General features: G+C 42.3%; 20 protein-coding genes. 10 read left to right on the top strand and 10 right to left on the bottom strand.

Annotated elements, in window-relative coordinates; all coding sequences use genetic code 11:
- Nucleotides 1-120 precede the first annotated feature (120 nt).
- Nucleotides 121-501 carry a hypothetical protein gene (locus FTU39_RS09810; RefSeq protein ID WP_180052100.1) on the bottom strand — a complete coding sequence of 127 codons (381 nt, stop codon included), beginning with the start codon at nucleotides 499-501 and terminating at the stop codon, nucleotides 121-123.
- A 64-nt stretch (nucleotides 502-565) separates the two neighbouring features.
- Nucleotides 566-3460 carry a valine--tRNA ligase gene (locus tag FTU39_RS09805; protein ID WP_180052099.1) on the bottom strand — a complete coding sequence of 965 codons (2895 nt, stop codon included), beginning with the start codon at nucleotides 3458-3460 and terminating at the stop codon, nucleotides 566-568.
- A 251-nt stretch (nucleotides 3461-3711) separates the two neighbouring features.
- On the opposite strand from FTU39_RS09805, the gene FTU39_RS09800 reads away from it, so the two are divergent.
- From FTU39_RS09800 to FTU39_RS09790, 3 genes are read left to right on the top strand one after another with little or no spacing between them, the layout of a single operon-like run.
- Entirely contained in the window at nucleotides 3712-4380 is a 669-nt protein-coding gene (locus tag FTU39_RS09800) for a hypothetical protein (protein ID WP_004972289.1), read from the top strand.
- A 42-nt stretch (nucleotides 4381-4422) separates the two neighbouring features.
- Nucleotides 4423-5229 (top strand): SDR family NAD(P)-dependent oxidoreductase, encoded by an 807-nt coding sequence (locus FTU39_RS09795; protein WP_004972288.1) that lies wholly within the window; start codon nucleotides 4423-4425, stop codon nucleotides 5227-5229.
- 56 nt (nucleotides 5230-5285) lie between these two features.
- On the top strand, nucleotides 5286-6083 hold the full coding sequence (locus tag FTU39_RS09790; RefSeq protein WP_180052098.1) for a hypothetical protein: 798 nt from the start codon (nucleotides 5286-5288) through the stop codon (nucleotides 6081-6083).
- A 27-nt stretch (nucleotides 6084-6110) separates the two neighbouring features.
- Here the strand turns inward: FTU39_RS09790 and FTU39_RS09785 are convergent, their stop codons facing one another.
- The 8 genes from FTU39_RS09785 to sdsA all read right to left on the bottom strand — a co-directional run bounded on the left by FTU39_RS09785 (nucleotide 6111) and on the right by sdsA (nucleotide 16834).
- Nucleotides 6111-6572 (bottom strand): YbjQ family protein, encoded by a 462-nt coding sequence (locus tag FTU39_RS09785; protein ID WP_004972286.1) that lies wholly within the window; start codon nucleotides 6570-6572, stop codon nucleotides 6111-6113.
- A gap of 31 nt (nucleotides 6573-6603) precedes the next feature.
- The gene (locus tag FTU39_RS09780) at nucleotides 6604-6960 is read right to left on the bottom strand and encodes a YbjQ family protein (RefSeq protein ID WP_004972285.1); all 357 of its coding nucleotides are present in this window, start codon (nucleotides 6958-6960) and stop codon (nucleotides 6604-6606) included.
- Between the two features lie 141 nt (nucleotides 6961-7101).
- Complete coding sequence (adeK, locus tag FTU39_RS09775; RefSeq protein WP_180052101.1) at nucleotides 7102-8547, bottom strand: multidrug efflux RND transporter AdeIJK outer membrane channel subunit AdeK; 1446 nt, start codon at nucleotides 8545-8547, stop codon at nucleotides 7102-7104.
- On the bottom strand, nucleotides 8547-11726 hold the full coding sequence (locus FTU39_RS09770; RefSeq protein ID WP_180052097.1) for an efflux RND transporter permease subunit: 3180 nt from the start codon (nucleotides 11724-11726) through the stop codon (nucleotides 8547-8549). Before FTU39_RS09770 ends, adeK begins: the two co-directional genes overlap by 1 nt.
- 13 nt (nucleotides 11727-11739) lie before the next feature.
- Nucleotides 11740-13002, bottom strand: coding sequence for an efflux RND transporter periplasmic adaptor subunit (locus FTU39_RS09765; protein WP_004972282.1), 1263 nt, complete (start codon nucleotides 13000-13002; stop codon nucleotides 11740-11742).
- Between the two features lie 21 nt (nucleotides 13003-13023).
- Entirely contained in the window at nucleotides 13024-13641 is a 618-nt protein-coding gene (locus tag FTU39_RS09760; protein WP_004972280.1) for a phosphatase PAP2 family protein, read from the bottom strand.
- Between the two features lie 142 nt (nucleotides 13642-13783).
- Entirely contained in the window at nucleotides 13784-15844 is a 2061-nt protein-coding gene (locus FTU39_RS09755; protein WP_004972279.1) for a site-specific recombinase, read from the bottom strand.
- Nucleotides 15845-15856: 12 nt separating this feature from the next.
- Nucleotides 15857-16834, bottom strand: a complete 978-nt coding sequence (gene sdsA, locus FTU39_RS09750) for an All-trans-nonaprenyl-diphosphate synthase (RefSeq protein WP_180052096.1) — start codon at nucleotides 16832-16834, stop codon at nucleotides 15857-15859.
- A 472-nt stretch (nucleotides 16835-17306) separates the two neighbouring features.
- On the opposite strand from sdsA, the gene rplU reads away from it, so the two are divergent.
- The 7 genes from rplU to cysG all read left to right on the top strand — a co-directional run bounded on the left by rplU (nucleotide 17307) and on the right by cysG (nucleotide 23335).
- A complete protein-coding gene (gene rplU / locus FTU39_RS09745) occupies nucleotides 17307-17618 on the top strand; it encodes a 50S ribosomal protein L21 (protein WP_004972275.1) in 312 nt (103 codons plus the stop codon).
- Between the two features lie 19 nt (nucleotides 17619-17637).
- Complete coding sequence (rpmA, locus tag FTU39_RS09740; RefSeq protein ID WP_004760935.1) at nucleotides 17638-17892, top strand: 50S ribosomal protein L27; 255 nt, start codon at nucleotides 17638-17640, stop codon at nucleotides 17890-17892.
- A 230-nt stretch (nucleotides 17893-18122) separates the two neighbouring features.
- The gene (gene lolA / locus FTU39_RS09735) at nucleotides 18123-18821 is read left to right on the top strand and encodes an outer membrane lipoprotein chaperone LolA (protein WP_004972272.1); all 699 of its coding nucleotides are present in this window, start codon (nucleotides 18123-18125) and stop codon (nucleotides 18819-18821) included.
- Nucleotides 18822-18952: 131 nt separating this feature from the next.
- Complete coding sequence (locus tag FTU39_RS09730; protein ID WP_004972270.1) at nucleotides 18953-19291, top strand: hypothetical protein; 339 nt, start codon at nucleotides 18953-18955, stop codon at nucleotides 19289-19291.
- Between the two features lie 420 nt (nucleotides 19292-19711).
- A complete protein-coding gene (locus tag FTU39_RS09725) occupies nucleotides 19712-20509 on the top strand; it encodes an RsiV family protein (RefSeq protein WP_180052095.1) in 798 nt (265 codons plus the stop codon).
- A gap of 120 nt (nucleotides 20510-20629) precedes the next feature.
- On the top strand, nucleotides 20630-21901 hold the full coding sequence (serS, locus tag FTU39_RS09720; RefSeq protein WP_004972265.1) for a serine--tRNA ligase: 1272 nt from the start codon (nucleotides 20630-20632) through the stop codon (nucleotides 21899-21901).
- A 63-nt stretch (nucleotides 21902-21964) separates the two neighbouring features.
- Nucleotides 21965-23335: a siroheme synthase CysG gene (gene cysG / locus FTU39_RS09715; RefSeq protein ID WP_004972262.1), complete on the top strand. Its 1371-nt coding sequence runs from the start codon at nucleotides 21965-21967 to the stop codon at nucleotides 23333-23335.
- Nucleotides 23336-23423 lie beyond the last annotated feature (88 nt).

Genomic DNA, 23423 nt, shown 5'->3' with positions numbered 1-23423 from the left:
CTGGCAGTACTTTTATAATCATGAACGACCTCATATGTCAGTAAATGGTTGTCCACCTATTTTTAAACAATAACAAGGCTTTAGATTTTCTACCCATTAATTCAATTAAAAATGGGGGTATTACCCTCCCATATACCACAGGCATGTTCTTTCGTCATTATCCATAAAAGTGTTAATTAAATTGGTGTCATCCAACGGAACTTTTTCTAGTGCAGAAAGACTAAGTACTTTTGCAATTTTATACCAACAGCTTAGAATTGCTATAAACAAGATTACACATAAAATATATAAAATCCATTTAGTTAATGAAGTGCAAGCATAAGCAGTAAAAGTTTCTAACTTGGTTAGTGCTGCTGAGTAGGCAACTATCACAATACCAACCATTGTTGAATATTTAATTGCTTTATCATCCAGTGATTTACTTCTATCGATCTCTAGTTGATATTCATGCTTGGAAACTTCAAATAGAATTTTATATTTATTGATGTCATCTTGGCTCATATTGAAAAACAAAGGGCTGAATAATCAGCCCTTTATACACAAATTAGATCAAGCTAACAACACATTAAAGCGCTGCAATCTGCTCCATATTCGCTTTAATTTTCGCTAACTGATCTGCAAATTCAGCAAGTTTCACTTTCTCGCCTTCAACCACAGCCGCAGGGGCTTTCGCCACAAAACCTTCATTTGCAAGTTTAGTTGCAATTTGGTCATGCTGCTTTTGAACCTTGTCTAAGTCTTTTTGTAGACGACCCAATTCTGCTTTCGGGTCAATCAAACCCTTCATTGGAACGAATACAGACACGTGACCGACTACAGAAGAAGAAGACAATGGTGGTTGTTCACCATCTGCCAAGAAGGTAATGCTTTCAACTTTCGCCAATGCTTTAAACAACGGTTCAATACGAGAAATTTGTGCTTTTTCTGCTTCAGTCGTGTTCTGTAAAAGTACAGGCAATAAACGTGCATTACCTAGACCCATTTCACCACGAATGTTACGCACCGCACCAATCAAACCTTGTAGCCATTGCATATCTGCTTCGGCTTGTTCGTTGATTTTAGCTTCATCTGCAACAGGGTAGTTTGCCAACATAATGGTTTCGCCACCCAAGCCAATCATTGGCGCAAGGGTTTGCCAAATTTCTTCTGTCAAGTACGGCATGATTGGGTGAGCAAGACGTAAAGAAGCTTCCATCACCGCAAGCAATACACGACGCACTTCGGCTTTACGCTCTTCAGAAACAGACTCATCATTTAGAACAGGTTTGGTTAGCTCTACATACCAGTCACAGTATTCATTCCAGATAAAGTCATAAATCGCTTGCGCAGCCAAGTCTAAACGATACGTTGCAAAGGCTTGATGAACGGCTTGCTCTGCCTTTTGTAAACGGCTCACAATCCACTGTTCAGGCAATTCCCAAAGGTCTTGACGTGCTTCTTGACCAACCGTTTGACCTTCAACATTCATCAATACAAAACGAGTTGCATTCCAAATTTTGTTGGCAAAGTTACGGTAACCTTCTACACGTTTCATATCAAACTTGATGTCACGACCTGTATTTGCCAATGCGCAGAAGGTAAAACGAACCGCGTCTGTGCCATAAGCCTGAATCCCTTCTGGGAATTCTTTGCGGGTCGATTTTTCAATTTTCGCTGCTTGTTTCGGGTTCATCAAACCCGTCGTACGTTTCTGTACTAAAGTTTCAAGATCTACACCGTCAATCAAGTCTAATGGGTCAAGCACGTTGCCCTTAGACTTCGACATTTTTTGACCTTCGCTGTCACGTACCAAACCGTGAACGTAAACTGTTTTGAACGGTACTTGTGGCGTGCCATCTTCATTCTTCATGAAGTGCATGGTCATCATGATCATACGCGCCACCCAGAAGAAGATGATGTCAAAACCTGTCACCAATACATCAGTTGAGTGGAAGGTATTTAAGAAGTAGTTTTCTGCATCTTTCTTGGCATCACCCGTCCAACCTAAGGTCGAGAATGTCCAAAGTGCAGAGGAGAACCATGTATCCAGTACGTCTTCGTCTTGGTTTAATTGAACATCGGCAGGGATATTGTTTTTCGTACGAACTTCTTCTTCGTTTCGACCTACATAAACATTGTCTTCAGCATCGTACCAAGCAGGAATACGGTGACCCCACCACAATTGACGCGAGATACACCAGTCTTGAATGTTGTTCATCCACGCCATATACATATTGCTGTATTGCTCAGGCACGAACTTGATGCGACCATCTTGCACCGCTTCAATTGCAGGTTGCGCTAACGGTGCAATTTTCACATACCATTGGTCAGTCAATAATGGCTCAACAATTACGCCCGAACGGTCACCGCGAGGTGGTTTCAAGGTGTACGGTTGGATTTGATCTAACCAACCTTCGCTTTCCGCTTGTTCAACTAATTTTTTACGTGCTTCAAAACGCTCTAAACCAATGTAGTCTGCAGGTGCAGGAATGGTTTTAGAAATTTGTTCACCTGCTTTTGCGATATATTCAAATTCAGCCAATACTTCAGCATTTTTGTTGAAGATATTGATGATTGGCAATTCGCAGCGTTTACCCACTTCATAGTCATTGAAGTCGTGTGCAGGGGTAATTTTTACACAACCTGTACCGAATTCTTTATCGACATACTCATCTTTTACGATTGGAACGGCACGACCTGTAATTGGGAGGATGATGTTTTGACCAACAAGGTGCGAGTAACGCTCATCATCAAGGGCAACCGCAACCGCAGTATCACCCAGCAATGTTTCAGGACGAGTGGTTGCCACTACAATGTGATCTTTACCATCGTGAGTGCGTAGTGATTTATCTTCAAAGAAATATTTGAAGTGCCACAATGAACCTTGTTCTTCTTTATCCGACTCAACTTCTAAGTCAGAAAGGGCAGTTTGTAATTTTGGATCCCAGTTTACAAGGCGTTTGCCGCGGTAAATTAAACCTTCTTCGTGTAGTTTCACGAAAACTTCTTTCACCGCATTCGATAAGCCTTCGTCCATAGTGAAGCGTTCACGTGACCAATCTACCGAAGAACCTAAACGGCGGATTTGACGGGTAATGTTACCGCCAGATTGTTCTTTCCATTCCCAGACTTTTTCGATGAATTTTTCACGACCTAAGTCATGGCGGCTGATATTTTGCGCGCCCAATTGACGCTCTACTACCATTTGTGTGGCAATACCCGCGTGGTCTGTACCTGGTTGCCATAAAGTATTTTTACCCGACATACGGTTAAAGCGCGTGAGGGCATCCATAATGGCGTTGTTAAAACCATGACCCATGTGCAAGCTACCTGTGACGTTTGGCGGCGGAATCATGATACAGAATGATTCGCCTTTTTCAGACGGCTTAAAGTAGCCGTTTTCTTCCCAAGTCTTGTACCATTTTTTCTCGATCTCGGTAGGATCGTAGGTTGTAGCAATATTTTGCGCTGAATCAGTCATAGTAAGAACAGGTTAAAAGTGAATAAAAAATTGCAACTATTGTAGCAAAAAAATTGCCCGCTAAGCGAGATTCAACTCAGCCAAACTTATCGCAATTGGCAGTTGGGCAAACTCATCGTATGATGGGCGACAAGTATGATAAAAACTTCAAGTTCTCCGTTGCCTGTAACACTGTTTTAAACTGGGTTTAAGCAATGGATTTTAAAATAGATGAAAACACATCAATACGGTCAAAATAGGCAAGTTCAGTTATGACTTATGCTGTATCTTTAAAATTAAAACCAGAAACATATCAAAGATTTCAACACATTCATCAACAACTCAATGCAGGTGAATCGGAAAGTTTATCTAAAGCTTTGGGGGCGGTACTGACCGATATTTCTTGTGAAATTATTGAGCAACTTTTTGGTGAATTGTCACGTTCTAGTCATTCACTGGATGGTGAATCTGAAAAAATTATTCAGCAAGTCATACAAACCATGCAAAAATATATGCCATGGTCGGTGTCGTTTTTTGGCAATGAACGCTTAACGCCTATGGTGAATTATCTGGCAAGCATGATGTATCAGCAGGAAGGGCAAGGTTTTGTGACTTATCCTGTCGATAGTATTGTTATGAAAGAAACGTTGGGTTGTATTGAGCAAATTCGGCAGGGCAACAGTGCATGTATTGCGCCTGCATTTAAAGGGTTTACTCAAATTATTGATCAGGGCGTGGGTTATTTAATTCGTGATCCGAAAAAAATGCTGAAATTTAATTTGGTGGTCGATAAAACTTTAAACGGCGTGATTCATTTGACTACGCAACTGGGGTATAAACGCCTAGAAAAAATGGGTGCGCAATTCGATTTGGAAAGTGCAGAGATATATTTAAACCATTTTCTTGGGTTTTTGCAGCATCCTGCAAAACCTAAGACTTAAATTTTGATGACTTAAATTTTTAAATAACGCGGACAAACGGTTATGGCAAAACGGGAAAACTTGGAACATAAAGTGGTGTGGATTACAGGTGCATCTTCTGGCATTGGTAAGGCATTGGCAAAAGAGTGTGCTTTACAAGGTGCACAAGTGATTTTAACCGCACGTCGTTATGAAGAACTTGAAAAAGTACGCGTGAGTTTGCTGAATCCTGAACGTCATCTTTCTGTATGTGCAGATATTACCAATGAAAGTCAGGTGTTACATGCGTATGAACAAGTTTTGGCACGTAAAGGACGCATTGACTGGCTAATTAATAATGCAGGTTTAAGTCAGCGCGCTTTAATTGCTGATACGACCATGCAGACTGAACGCACCATTATGGAAGTGGATTATTTTTCTCAGGTCTTTCTGACCAAAACTGTCTTGCCGACCTTTTTACAGCAAAAACATGGTCGCATTATTTTTGTATCTAGTGTTGCAGCATTATTGGGTACGCAATATCGCGCGTCATATTCTGCAGCGAAAAGTGCCATTCACATGTGGGCGAATAGTTTGCGTGCCGAAGTAGCGGAGCAGGGCGTACAGGTTTCAGTTGTTTTCCCAGGATTTGTGAATACCAATGTGTCTTTTAATGCGTTGAATGGTGAAGGCAAACCACAAGGACATCAAGATGAAGCCATTGAAAATGGTTTAGATGCCGATGTTTTTGCTAAAAATACAGTTAAAGCACTCATGGCAGGCGATGAATATATCGTGGTCGGGGGCGCTAAAGAAAAACTGGGCGTGTTGGTGTCGCGTTTATCGCCAAGTACTTTATATAAAATGATTCGTAAAACCAAAGTGAAGTAATTTTTAATCAAAGTGACTTCAAAATAAAATAATAAAAACAAAAAGAAGGATGAGCCATGCGTTCAATGATGAAAGGTATTTTTTTATTTATCAGCGCGTGGCTTTTCGCTTTCTTAGGGATGACTCAAACGACATTTGCCAAATTACAAACAAACGATGATTCGTTGTGTAAACAACCTGAATATATTGAAAAGATTTTACGACAGCACACAAATACAACCACAGTGAATGAGGACTTTTTGGCTTGTGCGGATTTCCCCAATGTTCCTGAACAAACTTTAATTGCTTATGCTGAAACTCAGACAAAAGATGATCAACCTGTAGATGATTATCAGCTGACTTTTTTAACCGTAAATAGTAAAACGCAAAAGCTTCATTCAATCTATCACGTGAAAGAGCTTTTGCCTTCAGATGCAATTGAACTGCGTTCTATCCAATTAGATTTGGCGCCGTATCAAGTTTCTGAAAGCTTAAGGGCAATTGGTTTAAGAAGGAATTATGCAGGACGTTCAAGTGCCAATCCATTTTCGGCGCAAGTACTCGATTTATATGATTTACAACATAACAAGAAAATTTTAAACGGCTTAATCGTAGCGCGCTATCAGGCAGAAACCGATACACGTTGTAATGCCAAAGTAATAGAAAGCAAAGCTATTTTAATGATCTTGCGAAATACAACTCGACAATATTTTGATATGCAATTACGTGATCGTATTCAACATTATGAAATGTCGGGCGATTTAGAAAATTGCAAAGAAACTAAACGAGTGTCTACTCAACAGCGTTTCACTTTAAAATTTGATGGTCGGCAATATCAAATTCCTCAGCCTTATCGAGATCAGTATTTATACTAAATTCTTTACAAACGCTGAAAGATGTACTCAGCGTTTTGCAGAGAATTGACTAACGCTATTTTGAACCGCCGTTCCATAAGCAAAGACTTCGACCATGCCGCCTTGCATCCCCAATTCTGTGGTGCTTAAACGCAGCCCCATAATATGATTTGCGCCCATTTTTTCAGCTTCTAATTTTAAACGGACGATGGCTTCACGACGCGCCCGCTCGACAATACTTTCATAACTGGTCAAGCGCCCGCCAAAGAAGTTCTGAATATTGGCAATCACAAACTTAAAATAATCATGAGAAATGACCACATTGCTGTGTATCAATTGCCCAAAATTGGGACTGGTCTGGAAGCGGTTATTATCAATCTGAATATAACTTAAACGCAGTTCTTGCTCGGCTAAATATTTGAAATGTTTGCGTTCGTTGTGTCGCCCAAAACCAAAGCCTACGGCAAATAAAATCGCAAAGACAACAATTTGCAGAATTAAATTATCCATGTGATGTTATTCCTGTTCAATAATCTTTGCTTTAGTGTGATGCTGGAAATGGGTCTGGAAGTTTAGGAATATCTGCCTCGACCACCACTGCTGTACCATAAACAAACAATTCCGAAGCACCTTGAGCGATATTTGAAGTAGAAAAGCGAATCCCAACAATAGCATTGGCACCTAAACCACGTGCTTTTGCAATCATACGATCCATCGCTTCTTGGCGTGATTCTTCTAGTAATTCGGTATAAGCCGTTAATTCACCACCGACAATATTTTTGAGTCCTGCCAAGAAGTCACGCCCCACATGCTTACTGCGTACGGTGCTGCCATAGACCACATCAATTTGCCGTGAAATACGATGACCTGGTACAGATTCAAGATTACTGAGCAACATAAGATTCTAATATTTAAAAACAAGACGTATTGAAGATATGAAATGTGCTTGCAAAAAGCAATAAAAAAGCCCACCGAAGTGAGCTGATTTAGTCTTTATATCTGAGCTGTTAAGCAGCAAATTTAAGGTAGACGCAAAGACTTATTGCGCTTTACGTTCTGCCGATGATGCAGGTTGTGATGTGGCATCTGAAGTATTGGCTTTCACACCGCCACCCAAAGATTTATACAACTCCACCTGATTGTTCAAATTGGCTTGTTCCAACAACAATAAACCTTGTTCTGCTGCATAAGACGTACGCTGTGCATCCAACACGGTTAAATAGTTGTCAATGCCTGCGCGGAAGCGTGCATTAGATAATTTATAAGTGGTATTGGTCGCATCAACCAAGCGTTTTTGTGCCGCTAAACGATCACCAATATTTTGACGAACTGCCAAAGCATCATTCACTTCACGGAATGCAGACTGAATTGATTTTTCATAGTCAGCCAAAGCAATTTGTTGATCCGTTTCTGAAATTTTGATGTTGGCTTGGCGTGTGCCCCAATCAAAAATTGGCAAGTCGATGCTCGGGCCTACGGCCCAAACAAAACTGCCTGATTTAAACAAATCACTCAAGTCAGTTGATGCATAGCCTGCATTGCCCGTGAGGCTAATGCTTGGGAATAAACGTGCTTTTGCTGCACCAATATTGGCACCCGCAGCCGATAGTCGATACTCTGCAGTACGAATATCAGGACGGTTATTCAGCAAGTCACTTGGTAAACCAGCGTCAATTGCGGTAGTTTTGGTAATGCGCGTCACACGTTGCGTTGGCAATAACGCACTTGGAACTTGTTCACCCACCAACAAGTTCAGCAAGTTTTGTGCTTGCGCGACTTGGGTTTTGTAGTTGGCGACATCATTACGTGCAGTTTCAACTGAAATTTGTGCCTGACGGACAGGTAATTCACTATCAATGCCGACATCAAAACGCTTTTTGTTGAGGTTATAAGACTCAAGCTGTGTTTTTAAGGTTTGGTCTGCCAGTTTTAAATTGGCATTGGCAAAAGAATAGTTGAGCCATGCTTGCGCCACCTGACCAATCAAGGCAATTTGTGTGGCATCACGCGAGCTTTGAGTTGCCAAGAAGTTATCTAATGCATTGTCTTTTAAGCTGCGTACACGACCCCAAAAATCTAGTTCGTAGGCAGTTACACCTAAACCAACGTTATAGCGTGTGTGTGTGCCTAAAGCAGTACCTTGATCTTGACGCAGTACGCCACCGCTAGCACCAATGGTAGGTAACTGGTTGTTTTCGGTAATTTGATAGGCTTGTTGGGCACGTTGGATATTCAGCGTCGCTGTGCGTAAATCACGGTTATTGTTCAATGCCATATCCAAGACTTGTAATAAGCGTTGATCGGCAAAGAAATCTTTATAACCTTGTTCAGCCACTGAAGTACCCGATGCAGCAGCAGTATAGCTGCTTGGAATACTTGTCTGAGCGACGGGCTCTGGCCCACGCATACTTTGACAGGCAGTCAAAGCAAGCGCGAGGGCAGAAACCGCAATACCACGGCCTGTATGCGACCATAAGTTTTGCATCACGATACATGCTCCTGATTATTTTGTTGTTTTGGTTTGTATTTAAAGATACTTCTAATCCAGACATAGAATACAGGAATAAAGAAGATCCCTAACAAGGTTGAGCTAATCACACCACCTAAAACACCATAACCGACCGAGTGTTGGCTACCTGCACCCGCACCTGATGAAAGTGCAAGCGGCAATACACCAAAACCAAAGGCCAAAGTGGTCATAATGATTGGGCGTAAACGCATTTTTGCAGCATGCAAGGTCGCTTCAAACAGGTCTTCACCTTTTTCTTGTAGCTCTTTGGCAAATTCCACAATCAAAATCGCGTTTTTGGCTGATAAACCAATCACGGCAATAATTGCCACTTGGAAGTAAATGTTGTTGGATAGGTTCGGGTTTTTGAACAAGATCATGCCCCCGAAGGTGAGCAATAATGCTCCGACAATACCCAACGGTACCACCAACAGCACCGAGAATGGAATAGACCAGCTTTCATACAAGGCTGCCAAACACAAGAATACAATCAGTAATGACAGTGCATAGAGGAATGGTGCCTGATCGCCAGATTCACGCTCTTCAAGTGATAAACCTGTCCATTCATAGTCAAAGCCGTTTAAGCCCATAGATGGTAGTTTTGCGACAATTTCTTCCATCGCTTGCATTGCTTCACCTGAGCTGACGCCCGGAGCAGGTGCACCCTGAATGTTCTTGGCAGATACGCCGTTATAGCGTTCTAAGCGCGGCGAACCATAAGTCCACTCACCTGTTGCAAAGGCAGAGAACGGTACCATTTCACCACGGTTATTGCGCACATACCACTTGTTTAGGTCTTCAGGCATCATGCGTGAGTCTGATTCAGCTTGAACATAAACTTTTTTCACACGACCACGGTCAATAAAGTCATTGATGTACGAACCACCCCAAGCCATGCCCATCGTGCTGTTGATTTCAGCAATGCTGACACCTGCTGCACCTGCTTGCGCCTGATCAATCAGAATACGGTACTGTGGTGTATCTTCCTGACCATTTGGACGTACGCCCATTAAGCGAGGGTCTTTGGCTGCTTCACCCAAGACAATGTTACGTGCCATGGTGAGTTTTTCGTGACCATTACCTGCAGCATCTTTCAGCTGTAAGTTAAAGCCTGCACTCACACCCAATTCAGGCATTGCTGGCAGCTGTAATGGCATGATGTAGGTCGCATCTTTCACAATCATGTTCAGCGCCATACCACGTTGAATAATGGCACCCACTTGTGATTCTGGACTTGTACGTTCACTCCAGTCTTTTAACTTAATGAATGCCATACCAGCGTTCTGACCAACACCCGAGAACGAGAAGCCAGAAACACTAAACACCGACTGCACATGCTCTTTTTCATTTTCTCTGAAGAAGTTAGTCATGCTGGTCATCGTGGCATCAGTACGTTCCAAAGTCGCATTTGGTGGGAGTTGCACCAGTGTCATCACCACACCCTGATCTTCATCAGGTAAGAACGATGATGGAAGTTTCTGGAACAACAACACAATAATACCCAACACCACTGCATATAAAATTCCTGAGAAAATTTTGCTGTGGGTCATACGGTCTACACCGCCTTGATACTTGACCGAAATCTTATCAAAGCTACGGTTAAACCAACGGAAGAAACGGGCAAATACGCCGTTGCTTTCAGGTTTGTTTGGATCATGCTGTTTCAGAATGGTGGCACACAGGGCAGGGGTAAAGGTCAAAGCAACAACCAGTGACAGCACCATGGCAGTCACAAGGGTGATAGAGAATTGACGATAAATAACCCCTGTTGTTCCACCAAAGAATGCCATTGGAATGAACACCGCAGACAGTACCGAGGTAATCCCGACCAGTGCCCCTGAAATCTGTTTCATGGACTTTTCAGTCGCAGCCACAGGGTCAAGATGTTCTTCCACCATGACACGTTCTACGTTTTCCACTACAACAATCGCATCATCGACCAGAAGACCGATGGCAAGTACCATGGCAAACATGGTGAGGGTGTTGATGGAGAAACCAAACATATTGATCACGGCAAAAGTACCGAGAACCACCACAGGCACAGCCATGGTTGGAATAATGGTGGCGCGCCAGTTCTGTAAGAACAGGAACATCACAATAAATACCAAGATGATCGCTTCAATCAGCGTTTTAACCACACTCTTGATTGAAAGTTCAATAAATGGCGTGGTATCAAACGCCAATTCATCCTTTAAACCCGCAGGGTAGTTTGGGCGTAATTGTTTTAAACGTTCTTCTACGGCAGCAGCGGTATCTAGTGCGTTGGCACCGGTAGACAATTTAATTGCCACACCACCAGCAGGTTTACCGTTGTATTTAGAAATAAACTGATAGTTGTCTGCACCAAGTTCAATACGTGCTACATCACCCAAGCGAACTTGAGCACCTGAAGCGGTATTTTTAAGGAAAATATTGCTAAATTGTTCAGGTGTTTGTAGCAAGCTTTGCGCAGTAACCGTTGCGTTCAACGCCTGACCTTGAACAGATGGTGCACCACCCAATTGACCTACAGCCACCTGAGCGTTTTGGGTACGAATGGCTTGTGCAATATCACTTGGTGTAACTTGCAAGCTTGCCATTTTGGCTGGATCCATCCAAATACGCATGGCGTATGAGCCACCAAATACTTGTACTTCACCTACACCTGCAACACGGCTAAGCGGTTCAGAAATGTTGGAGTTGACATAGTCTTTAATGTCATCTGCAGAAAGGCTTTCATCTGGCGAGTAGAAGGCTAAAACCTGTAAGAAGCTTGCGCCAGATTTGGTCACTTTCACGCCTTGACGTTGCACATCATCAGGCAAGAGCGCCGTAGCAGATTGCAATTTGTTCTGTACTTGAACCTGTGCAATATCTGGGTCGATACCTTGTTCAAAGTTTAACGTAATGGATGCAGAACCGTTCCCCGCACTGTTGGATGAAATATAGCGCAGACCATCCAAACCGTTCATTTGTTGTTCAATAATTTGCGTTACTGTGTTTTCCACAGTTTCAGCAGATGCACCCGGATAGGTTGCAGCAATGGTGACCGTTGGCGGTGCAATGGTCGGATATTGGGCAATTGGCATATTGGTGAGGGTAATAATCCCCGCCAACATGATTACCAATGAAATCACCCATGCAAAAATGGGGCGATGAATAAAAAAGTGAGCCATTAACGTCTACTCCTTATGTATTTGAAGTAGCTTTTGATTCAGTTGCTTGGGCTTCTGAGGCTGGTTTGGCATCCCCCGATTTTGCTGGTGCAGCAGGTGCAGCTTGAGGAGCAGCGCCTTGCGGTTGATACGGCTTAGCGACCACTTGCTGTTCAGGTTTTACTTTGGCAATACCTTCGACAATCACTTTATCGCCAGTTTGCAAACCTTCAGTCACAATCCAGTTGCTGCCTTGCGTACCAACTGTGGTTACAGGACGCGGCTCAACAATACCTTTGGCATTCACAATCATTGCCATTGCCTGACCAGTTGGGGTGCGGCTAATTGCAGCTTGTGGAATCAAGATCGCGTTAGGAATCACACCTTGCACAATTTGCGCAGTGGCAAACATACCCGGCAATAATAAATGATTTGAATTTGGGAACACGGCGCGTAAAGTCACGGTGCCTGTTTCTGGGTTCACGCTGGCATCAGAAAAAGCCAAACGACCTTCAACAGGGTAGTAGCTGCCATCTTCAAGTTTTAATTTTACTTTGGTGTTGTTGCTGCTATTTAAACTACCTTGACTCAATTGCTGACGTAAACGTAGTAACTCTGCGCTGGACTGATTGATGTCTACATAAATTGGGTCTAAGCGTTGAATCGTCACCAACGGTTCCGCCTGACTAGCCGTAACCAATGCACCTGCAGTCACAGTAGAGCGGTTAGTTTGCCCTGAAATTGGGGCACGTACAGTCGAATAGCCTAGGTTAATTTCGGCATTGCGTACTTCTGCTTGAGTCGCAGCAACATCGGCTTCGGCAAGTTTTACCTGTGCCACAATGTCATCATATTCTTGTTTAGAGATTGCATTGCTGCCTACCAACTGACGGTAACGACCTTCTTTAATGCGTAACACATTCAATTGCGCTTGCTGGCGGGTGAGTGCTGCACGGCTACTGTCTAGACTGGCACGGTTGGTACGTGAGTCAATTTCATAAAGCGCCTGACCCTCACGCACGTAGCTGCCTTCGGTAAATAAACGTTTCAGAACCACACCACTGGTTTGTGGGCGAACTTCTGAAATTTCAAAGGCTGTGGTACGTCCAGACAGTTCTACAGACTGTTCCACGCTTTGTGGCTGTGCCACCAGTACGCCAACCTCAGTCGGTGGCATTTGCTGAGCTGCACCTGCTTGCTGTGCATCTTTTGGATCTTTGCTACAACCCACAAGTGCTAAACTTGTGGCTAATGCGCAAGCAGTCAGGGCAGGAGCCCAAAGCTTTGCAGACATCATTCTTTCACCTCTATTAGATTTTTATCTAAACTTATGTATTGGTTTGTCTTGCAGATATTGAGCGCAAAACAGATACCACAATGTGATCCAAATAAAACTTATGCTCCAACCAGAGAGGACATCTGAAGGATAGTGCACTCCCAGATACACACGGGAAATGCCCATCAGCAACATCCATAACCACGCGCACACAGACAAAATTTTATGCGCTGGATGTTGCAAACTCAGGTAAATCACCAAACAACCTAAAGTTGCAGCATAAAAACTATGAGCGCTTGGAAATGATGCGCCAAAAGTTTCCACCAAATGCAATGCTTCAGGCGGGCGAGGTCGCGCGAATAGGTATTTGAGCAGCCATGAAAGCGCAATACTTACGACCAGTCCTACACTGATAAAAACAATTTTTGTGTATTTTTTATACCATGCCAAATAGAAACACCATAGGCAGGTTAAAAATAATACAAATGGCATGCCACCTAATACAGAAAGTGTGATTGCCAATTGATTCAAATGTGCGGTGCGCTGGGTACTTAAAAACTCCACACTGGCAACATCAAATTGTTGCCAACTTGGAATGTTTAGCACTAACACACTGATTATAAATAGTAAACTACCGAGATAAAGCAGTATTTTAGGCATGCTAAAAATCCCTGTAAGTTTAACCGATTTGAGCACGGTTGATGAATGGAATAAAGTGTACTAGTCAGTACACTTTATTTCAAGCCAATGTAAATGAGAAGAATTTCTTTTTTTGTTACTTTGTGCGCAATGTAAATGTGCACTAAATTTTAGCATTTCGTTCAGTATTTGAGGATGAATCGTCATCCACTGTAATTGGTTGTTTCGGTGGCCAAAAGAAATCACTTGGACGGGTTAAGAAGTGAGTCAGCACCAATTTTGCCAAAGGTTTCCACTGTTCAAAACGTACCCGACGCGCACGCAATGCCACAATAATGGTTAAAGTAAAGCTGACAAATAAGTTGGTTAAACCAATTAGCAGTACGCCTAAAAAGGACACAATAATCAGGCCAATTTCAGGTGAGCCATTAATATTCATTAAACCCTGAATAAAGTTGGCAGAAGCGAAGGCAATGTGGCGAATATCAATGGGTAAACCCAAAATATAACCCAGTGTGGCGGTACTGCCGAGCATAATCCCGAACAGGAAATTACCTGCCAAAGCCCCTAAGTTTCGTTCTATATAATTGGCAAATATATTGAGACGTTCTTGCCCGAGTAGCTTTTTTAAATGCAGATGGGCTTTTAGGCGTGGCCCGACTTTACGATACACGGCCATGTTATCGAAATAACCTGCAATCAAACCAGACAGAAATAAAAATACCCCTGCAATGGCGGCATGTGGAATGGCAAGTGAAGTAAACGGATTCAAGTCGTGCAGCATATTGGATGCTTTGGCATGTGACATCAACGGTTCATGCAACATGGCATCCCAACTAAAAGCAATTAAGGCTGCGACTGGAATGGCAATCGAGATATTGCCCAAAATGGCGACGAACTGCGTGCGGATAATATTAATAATTAAGGCAGCAAGTTCGGCAATTTGTGCCATTTTAGAGCCTTTACGATGCTGTACCGTAGAAGCCAATGCTGCAGCAGTCATTGCGGGTTGTTTGGTGGCAACAGTAAAGTGCAAGACATGAATCAGCATAAAACCAAATGAATAAATCATGCTGTTGATGATGGCCTGCATCATCGGAGCGAGCACTAAACGCGAGGCGAGGGTTTTTAAAGTCGCCATCGTGGCAATTAAAACACCTGCACCTGCCGCAGCTTTATACATGCCCCAAAAGCCGTCTTTGTCGGTACTTACATAATGCTCACCCGTTTTACTGGCATTTTCAGTGACTTGTAAGGCAATTAACTCACTGTTTTCTGCAAGCAAGGAGCGTACACTGCGTTCGCTATACAATGCCGCAGTTACATCTACCAGTAATTGTCCTGCCGAAACATAACGGACTTTGTCTTGCGCCACGATTAAATTCAGCAACAGTTCAATCCGCTCTAAACATTGTTCAAGTAAAGACAATAAGTAGGTCAGACTGATGCTGACGCCAGTTCGTTTGGTGGCACGACGAATTTTACTGCTGACATCATGACATTGGTCAATCATCACCAAAGCTTGAGAGGCATCGGGTGGTTGAATGGCACTGATTTGATCGTGTTGTTGATCGGCAACTTTATAAAGCTGAATAAACTCGTTGATTTCGCGGTTTTGTGCCAAAAAAGGTGAATCATATTCACTTAGTTCAGGATAGGCACTAATAAATTCAGGATATAAACCAATGCCGCTGACCCGATATGACAGCACTGTTAGAGCTTTAATAATTTCACTGCGAATCAGGCGTTTTTGTGTTTGTCCGCCATGTCCGCGATTCAGTAAAGTAAATAATTGCTGCCATTCGGTATCTTCAATATTGTCGAGCCAGTATTTATCACTACGTAGTGGAAAAACTCGACGGACTAAATCTTGCAGTTGGCTTTCATCATTAATCAGCGGTAAAAAGTGCGCGCCCAAACGCTGAAACAACTGATTCCAAAAACCATCGAGCGATAAAATTCCCGTGTCGGCATATAAACTGGTTTGTTTGTATTGATTGATTAGACGTAAAACAAAATGTTGCAAGGTTGAGCTGGCATCGGGTGTCAGCAGCAAGGCTTGTAAGAAAGCTTGAAACTTTTGATGAGTTTCTTCTAAATCTTGAGTGTCACTTGGACGGATACGATTGACCAGTTCAATCAGCAGATTTTCATCCAGAACAGCTTTTGGTGTATCCAGCTGTTCTTGCATTTTTCTAAATAAATCGTTGAGTTTTATATGCATAAGCTGCTTAAATTATTGAATGCGATGTAAAGCCATTAAGGCTAAATTCTTTAAGGCCCGACGATACTCCGATTCTGGCAGTGCTTCTAAAGCGGCAATTGCGGCTTCTGTTTCTTCTGTGGCACGTTGGCGGCAATAATCGAGAGCGCCAGAGGACTGCACAATGGCAATAACCTGATCGAGGTCAGAAGTACCACCTGTCGCAATACTGCGACGAATAATTTGGTGTTGTTCGCCAGTGGTATTTCTTAATGCAGAGATTAAAGGCAAAGTTGGTTTGCCTTCCATTAAATCATCGCCAATATTTTTACCTAATGTTTCAGCGTCTGACGTGTAATCTAAAATATCATCAATAATTTGGAAGGCATTGCCAAAGTGTCCTGCAAATAAACGCAACGGCTCGCGGTACTGTGGCGTGCCTGTTAAAATTGCTGCACCTTCAGTGGCAAGTTCAAATAAACGTGAAGTTTTGCCGTGAATAATGTCTAAATAAATTTGTTCTGTAGTGTCAGGTTGATGCTGTGCCTGTAATTGTAAAACTTCACCTTCGGCAATTTCACAAGTCCCTGTAGAAAAGTCTTTTAGCAATACCAAATCGTTTAAATCGACCAATAAGTCAAAGGCGCGGGAGATTAAAAAGTCACCGACTAAAACCGCTGTTTGGTTATTCCAAGTGGCGTTAGCAGTAGGTCGACCACGACGTAAACCAGACTCATCCACCACATCATCATGCACCAAAGTTGCGGTATGCAGCATTTCAATAATTGCAGCCAGTTTACGTTGACGCTCTAAATCTTCTGCACCACAAGCTTTGGCAGCAAGTAAGCACATAATTGGACGCATGCGCTTACCGCCAGCTTCGACCACATGCTTACTAACCGCCATCACTAACGCGACTTTAGAGGTAATCCCTTCATTAATAAATGTATCCATCGCGGCAAAATCAGAAGCAACAGGGGCGAGAATGTCTTGCTTAAAGTCGATGGTCATGTGAAGAGAAACCTCAATAATATTGAATGACAACTTAGTTGAATCAGTTGTAACTTATGTTACAGCCAAGAAAACTGCTTAAGTCTGCGAAAATAACGCAATGAATGCAATAGTTAGGCACCTGCCAAATGCTGTAATTGTTAATTCTACTAGAAAACGAAGTCAATAACTTTGTGGGTAAATTCAGTTATTTGCTCAAGTTGGGCCTGATTTTAACAAGCACAGCAGTTTACGCCAACACAATCTGTCTGTATTGATTGATCCATTGAATATGGATGAGGCTGCAGAAAGTCATTTACGCGGCTGGGTATTAAATAATCAACCTTGTTGTGCAATAATTGCCGTAAATGGCTTGTTGTTTGTGCGAATATCGCTTAAAATCCTTGCCCTTGAATAACCCCCAGTGGCGTTCGTTTTAAGATCGATATATCCCTTTATCGGCACGACGACACGGGCATGTTTGGAGTACATTATGTACGCAGTAATCCAAAGCGGTGGTAAACAGCACCGTGTTGTTGAGGGTGAAACCCTTAAAGTTGAATTATTGAAAGCTGAAACTGGCGCAACTATTACGTTTGATGACGTATTAATGGTTGTAAACGGTGACAACGTTCAAATCGGTGCTCCAGTTGTTGCTGGCGCTAAAGTAACTGCAGAAGTGGTTGGTCATGGTCGTCACGACAAAATCCGTATTGTTAAAATGCGTCGTCGTAAACACTACCGTAAGCAACAAGGTCACCGTCAATGGTTTACCGAGTTGAAAATTACTGGTATTGCAGGCTAATCACTAGGAGTAAATAGACATGGCAACTAAAAAAGCCGGTGGATCGACTAAGAACGGTCGTGATTCGAATCCTAAGATGTTAGGTGTTAAAGTTTACGGTGGTCAAACTGTAACTGCTGGTAACATCATCGTTCGTCAACGTGGTACAGAATTCCACGCTGGTGCAAACGTAGGTATGGGCCGTGACCATACTTTATTTGCTACTGCTGACGGCGTAGTAAAATTCGAAGTGAAAGGTCAATTTGGCCGTCGCTACGTATCTGTTGAAGCGTAAGCTGAAATAGTGAAAAAGCCCACAAGTGATTGTGGGTTTTTTTATGCTTGTATGATGGAAAATTAGGGTCAAAGGATAACTTTTAGTTCTTCATCATGATGGATAAATTTCTACATTTTATATTAATAAGCATACAAAACTTCTTATTTTCTATCATATTAGCGCCAGAAATTGGTTTAAGATGGGACATCCAAAACATTGCGATTGAGCAAATATAAAAAGGTGAATCTATGAATATGCTTCGTAAAACGATGTGTGCTGTGGCATTAGGTGCAACCACTTTAGCGCCAATCATGAGTACTACAGTGTTTGCTGCGCCAGTGGCAGCATCGGAGCAACAAGCGACAGCAAACCTTGTTAAACAATTGAATGGTATTAAAAGTTTTACCGCCAATTTTGAGCAAACCACAAAAGTTAGCAACAATGGCAAGGCTTTGCCAAACCGTGGTTTATCGGCACAACACATGAACCAGAATTTTAAAGGGGTTATGAAAGTTGAACGTCCGGGTAAATTCTTTTGGGAAACCACCAGTCCAGCTAAACAGACAATTGTGACTACGGGCAAAACCGTATGGATTTATGATCCAGACTTACAGCAAGCGGTACGCCAAAGCCTAGATGATCAAGTGGCAAATACGCCTGCATTGTTGCTTTCGGGTAATACTAATCAAATCATGCAGTCGTATCGTGTGACCCAGCCGAATAAGTCAAAGACTTATTACACCTTATACCCAAAAAGTGATGATGGCGTATTTCAGAGTTTAACCATTAGTTTTGGTGCGCGTAACGCGCCAACCTTAATGATTTTACAGGACTCATTGGGACAAACCACGCATGTGCGTTTTAACAATGTGAAAGTCAATGCCCAAATTCCTGCATCGACCTTTAACTTCACACCGCCAAAAGGTACGGACATTATTGATCAATAATCGAATGCTTCCCTACGTTGTTTTTTAAGCATAATTTGCTGTCCCTTTCTAGCCTTCTCCCACAGGGAGAAGGCTCTTTTAATCCCAATTTGGTTTATCGCTCATAATTTTTAGCTTATGAAAGGACTCTGATGTCAATTTTACATAATAAAAAGTTTGTAAATCAGCAAAACACCGCGAATGGTGAGGTATCTGGCTCAACAGTTTTTTACTATAAACAAGTAGGGGAAACAATTGAAGCTACTTATTCTGGCGGAAGTATTAGGCAAGGGCATCTGTTGGGAGTCATGACTTCAGTAGATACATTTAGTATGGTTTATCATCATGTCAATCAGTTAGATGAACTACGTATTGGTCAATGCAACTCAACTATCATTTTGGATGAAAACGGAAAAATCAAATTGCTTGAACGTTGGCAATGGTTAAATGGTGATTGTTCAACAGGTGAGTCTGTACTTGTAGAAATTTAATCCGATTATTTAGGTTTTAATCATAGATTTTTAGTTGAAGCATTTTCAATACAGCGGAAATTTATTTGAATATTCTTCCCGAGAAATCCACAATTTCTGTGGATAAATCTTGGGATAATTCACATTTTGCAGTATGCAGGATATAGACTGAGTCATCACAGATCATCATTTTGCACTAATGATGTGTTATCAATATTTTGATTTATAATGAAAAAATAAAAATAATCATACAAAAATATGAGCATTAATTTTAAGCAACTTTATCCCCCGATTATTCCGTTACACAACTGCTCTAGGATTGAACAGCGAGAGTTATCTATAGTCTTGACTAATTCAATTGAAGCAATTTTATCGCAAGATTTGTGCAGGTTTGCATTTCTAATCATTGGACTTTATGAATCGTGGTAGAAGGGGAATTTAATGCAATATTTAAAATCACAGGTGTTTTTGGGTGCTGTCGCTTTAAGTTCGGTTCTGTTGTTGACTGCATGTCAGCCAAAGAGTGAGGCAACTTCTAAAACCGAAACTGAGCAAGCTGCGCCTGCATCTGTCACAGCCGAGATTCCTGTGATTCAAGCTAAAGTGGTGGCGCTTAAATTGCCACAACAGCAAATTTGTGATGAAGAAGGCTGTACTGCTTACGATATTCAGACAGTAAAAACCAATGTGGCGTGGATTGATGAATATTTTATGCAGCGTTTGCAAAAGGCAGACCCAATTGCATTTTCTGAAGCTGCGGCATCAACTGCAACGCCAAAGGTAGAAGAAACCGATCCTATGCGACTGAGTCAGAGTTCGAGCTATGTGCGTTATATCGGGCAACATGCCAATTTAGCGACGTTTAGTTTGCAAAGCTATAGTTACCCTGCGGGTGCAGCACATGGTATTCATCACCAAGAATTTGTGACTTTTGATTTAAAACAGAAAAAGCGTTTGGCGTTGCAAGATATTATGCTGCGCAATACGGAAGCCAAAATGACAGAAGAATTATTTAACCATAATTATAACTGGCTAGATGAACATGATATTTCCCGTGAAAAGTTTAAACTGAGCGATAATTTTTATTATGGCGCCAATGGTTTGGTCTTTGTCTACCCGTTGTATGAATTGGCATCTTATGCAGAAGGTATGCCTGAGTTGATTCTGCCTTACTACGCGACAGAAAAATTAATAAAGTCTGAATATTTGCCAAGTTTGCCGCAGTATCCTAGCCAATAAAATTGCACAAAAATACGCAGAGATTGCTGTAATAAGGTGCAGCCGTGAATCGGGTTACTGTATTTTTTAACCCGAAGCGCTTACACTATAGCCAGTTTTTTTCTTATTCCAAGATTGGCTATGATTGACCCGAAATTACTCAGAAATAATATTGAGGCTGTAAATTTAGCCTTGGCAAAACGTGGTGTGCAATTAGATGTGGCAGAGTGGGCAGCACTTGAAGCACGTCGTAAAGAATTGCAATCTAAAACCGAAGCATTACAGGCAGAGCGTAATTCGGGCGCAAAACAAGTCGGTCAGATTAAAAAAGCAGGTGGTGATGCTTCTGAAATTATGGCGCGTATGGCTGCTATTGGCGATGAAATCAAAGCCGCTGAAGTGGCTTTGGCAGAGTTGCAAGATGAGTTAGAAGCTAAATCATTGTCTATTCCAAACTTGCCAGATGAGTCTGTGCCTGAAGGTAAAGACGAAGCTGATAATGTAGAAGTATTGAAATGGGGCACACCACGCCAGTTTGATTTTGAAATTAAAGATCATACCGACCTTGGCGAAATAATGGGTGGTTTGGAATTTGAAACTGCAACCAAATTAACAGGTTCTCGTTTTAGTGTTTTAAAAGGGCCATTGGCACGTTTACAACGTGCAATTACACAGTTCATGTTAGATACACATACTGTTCAAAATGGTTATACCGAAGCGTATGTGCCGTATTTGGTCAATGCAGATTCATTGCGTGGTACTGGTCAGCTGCCTAAATTTGAAGAAGATTTGTTCAAGCTACAAGGTGAAAAAGAATACTATCTAATTCCAACTGCCGAAGTTCCAGTAACCAACTTTGTGCGTGATGAAATCATTGATCCTGAACGCTTGCCATTAAAATATGCCGCTCATACCCCTTGTTTCCGCAGCGAAGCAGGTTCTTATGGTCGCGATACTCGTGGTTTAATCCGCCAACACCAATTTGATAAAGTCGAAATGGTGCAGATTGTAAAACCAGAAACCTCAATGCAGGCTTTAGAAGAATTGACTGGACATGCAGAAGGTATTTTGCAGGCACTTGGTTTACCGTACCGTAAAATTATTCTATGTGGTGGCGATATGGGCTTTGGCGCAACCAAAACCTATGACTTAGAAGTTTGGGTGCCAAGTCAAAACACTTACCGTGAAATTTCATCATGCTCAAACATGGGGGATTTCCAAGCGCGTCGTATGAAAGCACGCTACCGTGCCGACCAAAAGAAAACTGAATTTGTGCATACATTAAACGGTTCAGGTTTGGCGGTAGGACGTACTTTATTGGCTGTTATGGAAAACTATCAACGTGCTGATGGTTCGATTGAAATTCCTGCAGTATTACGTCCGTACATGGGCGGTTTAGAGTTTATTGACTAAGTTGAGTGCAGGTCGACTTAGGATGAAATTGCTTACAATCAGATTTAAATATTGAGGTTTAGTGTGGATATTTTTCCAATCTCGTTAAAGTTGCAGCAGCAACCTTGTCTGATTGTGGGCGGTGGGCATATTGCTTATCGCAAAGCGGTGTTACTGGCTAAAGCGGGCGCAAAAGTTGATGTGCTTGCCCCTGAAATTGATGTCAATTTATTGCAACTGGTGCAACAAAGTCAGGGGCAGTATGTACAGGATGTTTTTAGTCCATCTACTGCGTTACGTCACTATCGTTTGGTGATTGCTGCAACGGATAACAATTTGGTCAATCAGCAAGTTTTTGCAGCTTGCGAAGCCGAAAATGTGCTGGTCAATAGTGTTGATGATCCACCACATTGCCGTTTTATGGTGCCTGCCATCATTGACCGTTCGCCTTTGGTGATTTCAGTCGCGAGTAATGGCACATCGCCTGTATTGTCACGTCAAATTCGTACACAACTGGAAAGTACCATTCCGCATGGTATGGGCAAACTGGCAGAGTTTTCAGGTCAGTGGCGTGCCGCAGTAAAACAGAAAATTGTAAATCCAGATGAGCGCCGTATTTTTTGGGAGGAGCTATATGCCAGTCCTCTTAAAGAACAGGTGTTCAACGACAATCTTGACGCTGCAAACCAAAGTATCCAACAGGCTTTAGCGGAATGGCAAACACCGAAAGGCGAGGTGTATTTGGTTGGTGCAGGGCCAGGTGATCCTGAGTTACTGACCTTAAAAGCCTTGCGTTTAATGCAGCAAGCCGATGTGGTGATTTATGATCGTTTGGTGTCTGCACCTATTTTAGAATTGTGTCGCCGTGATGCCGAAAAAGTCTATGTCGGAAAAGCACGTTCTAACCATGCTGTACCGCAAGAAGGCATCAATGCATTATTGGTGAAATATGCACAAGCAGGTAAGCGAGTTTGCCGTTTAAAAGGTGGCGATCCGTTTATTTTTGGGCGTGGCGGTGAAGAAATTCAAGAATTGTATGAAGCAGGTGTGTCATTTCAGGTCGTACCGGGCATCACCGCAGCCTCGGGCTGTTCGGCTTATGCAGGTATTCCACTGACTCATCGAGATTATGCGCAAAGTGTGCGTTTTCTTACTGGACATTTAAAAGAAGGTTCGCCTGAATTGCCGTGGTCAGAATTGGTGTATGAACAGCAAACTTTGGTGCTGTATATGGGCTTGGTTGGCTTAGAAAGCATTTGTGAAAAACTGATTGCACATGGACAACGGGCGGATATGCCTGTCGCCTTAATTTCTAAAGGCACGACACCTGAACAAAAAGTGGTGGTGGGGACGTTGGCGGATATTGCCAGTAAAGTCGCACAGCATCACATTCAGGCACCTACCTTGACCATTATTGGTGAAGTGGTCAATTTACGTGAACAGTTGAAATGGTAATGAATCTCCCCCAACCCCTCTTTTAAAAAGAGGGGAGTTCCCACATTTTCTAAAGGGAGCTGAGGAGGGATTGTGAAAAGTAGAGAAA

The sequence above is a fragment of the Acinetobacter sp. YH12099 genome, from assembly GCF_013419195.1.
GTDB classification, from domain to species: Bacteria; Pseudomonadota; Gammaproteobacteria; order Pseudomonadales; family Moraxellaceae; genus Acinetobacter; species Acinetobacter towneri.
This window is presented reverse-complemented; position numbering and strand designations above follow the sequence as displayed.

Excerpts from the sequence above, each read along its gene's own strand:
- adeK (WP_180052101.1), bottom strand. The coding sequence starts at position 8,547 with ATGCAAAACTTATGGTCGCATACAGGCCGTGGTATTGCGGTTTCTGCC.
- FTU39_RS09810 (WP_180052100.1), bottom strand. The coding sequence starts at position 501 with ATGAGCCAAGATGACATCAATAAATATAAAATTCTATTTGAAGTTTCC.
- FTU39_RS09800 (WP_004972289.1), top strand. The coding sequence starts at position 3,712 with ATGACTTATGCTGTATCTTTAAAATTAAAACCAGAAACATATCAAAGA.
- FTU39_RS09725 (WP_180052095.1), top strand. The coding sequence starts at position 19,712 with ATGCAATATTTAAAATCACAGGTGTTTTTGGGTGCTGTCGCTTTAAGT.
- FTU39_RS09805 (WP_180052099.1), bottom strand. The coding sequence starts at position 3,460 with ATGACTGATTCAGCGCAAAATATTGCTACAACCTACGATCCTACCGAG.
- FTU39_RS09770 (WP_180052097.1), bottom strand. The coding sequence starts at position 11,726 with ATGGCTCACTTTTTTATTCATCGCCCCATTTTTGCATGGGTGATTTCA.
- FTU39_RS09760 (WP_004972280.1), bottom strand. The coding sequence starts at position 13,641 with ATGCCTAAAATACTGCTTTATCTCGGTAGTTTACTATTTATAATCAGT.
- rplU (WP_004972275.1), top strand. The coding sequence starts at position 17,307 with ATGTACGCAGTAATCCAAAGCGGTGGTAAACAGCACCGTGTTGTTGAG.
- FTU39_RS09780 (WP_004972285.1), bottom strand. The coding sequence starts at position 6,960 with ATGTTGCTCAGTAATCTTGAATCTGTACCAGGTCATCGTATTTCACGG.
- lolA (WP_004972272.1), top strand. The coding sequence starts at position 18,123 with ATGAATATGCTTCGTAAAACGATGTGTGCTGTGGCATTAGGTGCAACC.
- FTU39_RS09785 (WP_004972286.1), bottom strand. The coding sequence starts at position 6,572 with ATGGATAATTTAATTCTGCAAATTGTTGTCTTTGCGATTTTATTTGCC.
- FTU39_RS09730 (WP_004972270.1), top strand. The coding sequence starts at position 18,953 with ATGTCAATTTTACATAATAAAAAGTTTGTAAATCAGCAAAACACCGCG.
- FTU39_RS09790 (WP_180052098.1), top strand. The coding sequence starts at position 5,286 with ATGCGTTCAATGATGAAAGGTATTTTTTTATTTATCAGCGCGTGGCTT.
- sdsA (WP_180052096.1), bottom strand. The coding sequence starts at position 16,834 with ATGACCATCGACTTTAAGCAAGACATTCTCGCCCCTGTTGCTTCTGAT.
- FTU39_RS09795 (WP_004972288.1), top strand. The coding sequence starts at position 4,423 with ATGGCAAAACGGGAAAACTTGGAACATAAAGTGGTGTGGATTACAGGT.
- FTU39_RS09755 (WP_004972279.1), bottom strand. The coding sequence starts at position 15,844 with ATGCATATAAAACTCAACGATTTATTTAGAAAAATGCAAGAACAGCTG.
- FTU39_RS09765 (WP_004972282.1), bottom strand. The coding sequence starts at position 13,002 with ATGATGTCTGCAAAGCTTTGGGCTCCTGCCCTGACTGCTTGCGCATTA.
- rpmA (WP_004760935.1), top strand. The coding sequence starts at position 17,638 with ATGGCAACTAAAAAAGCCGGTGGATCGACTAAGAACGGTCGTGATTCG.
- serS (WP_004972265.1), top strand. The coding sequence starts at position 20,630 with ATGATTGACCCGAAATTACTCAGAAATAATATTGAGGCTGTAAATTTA.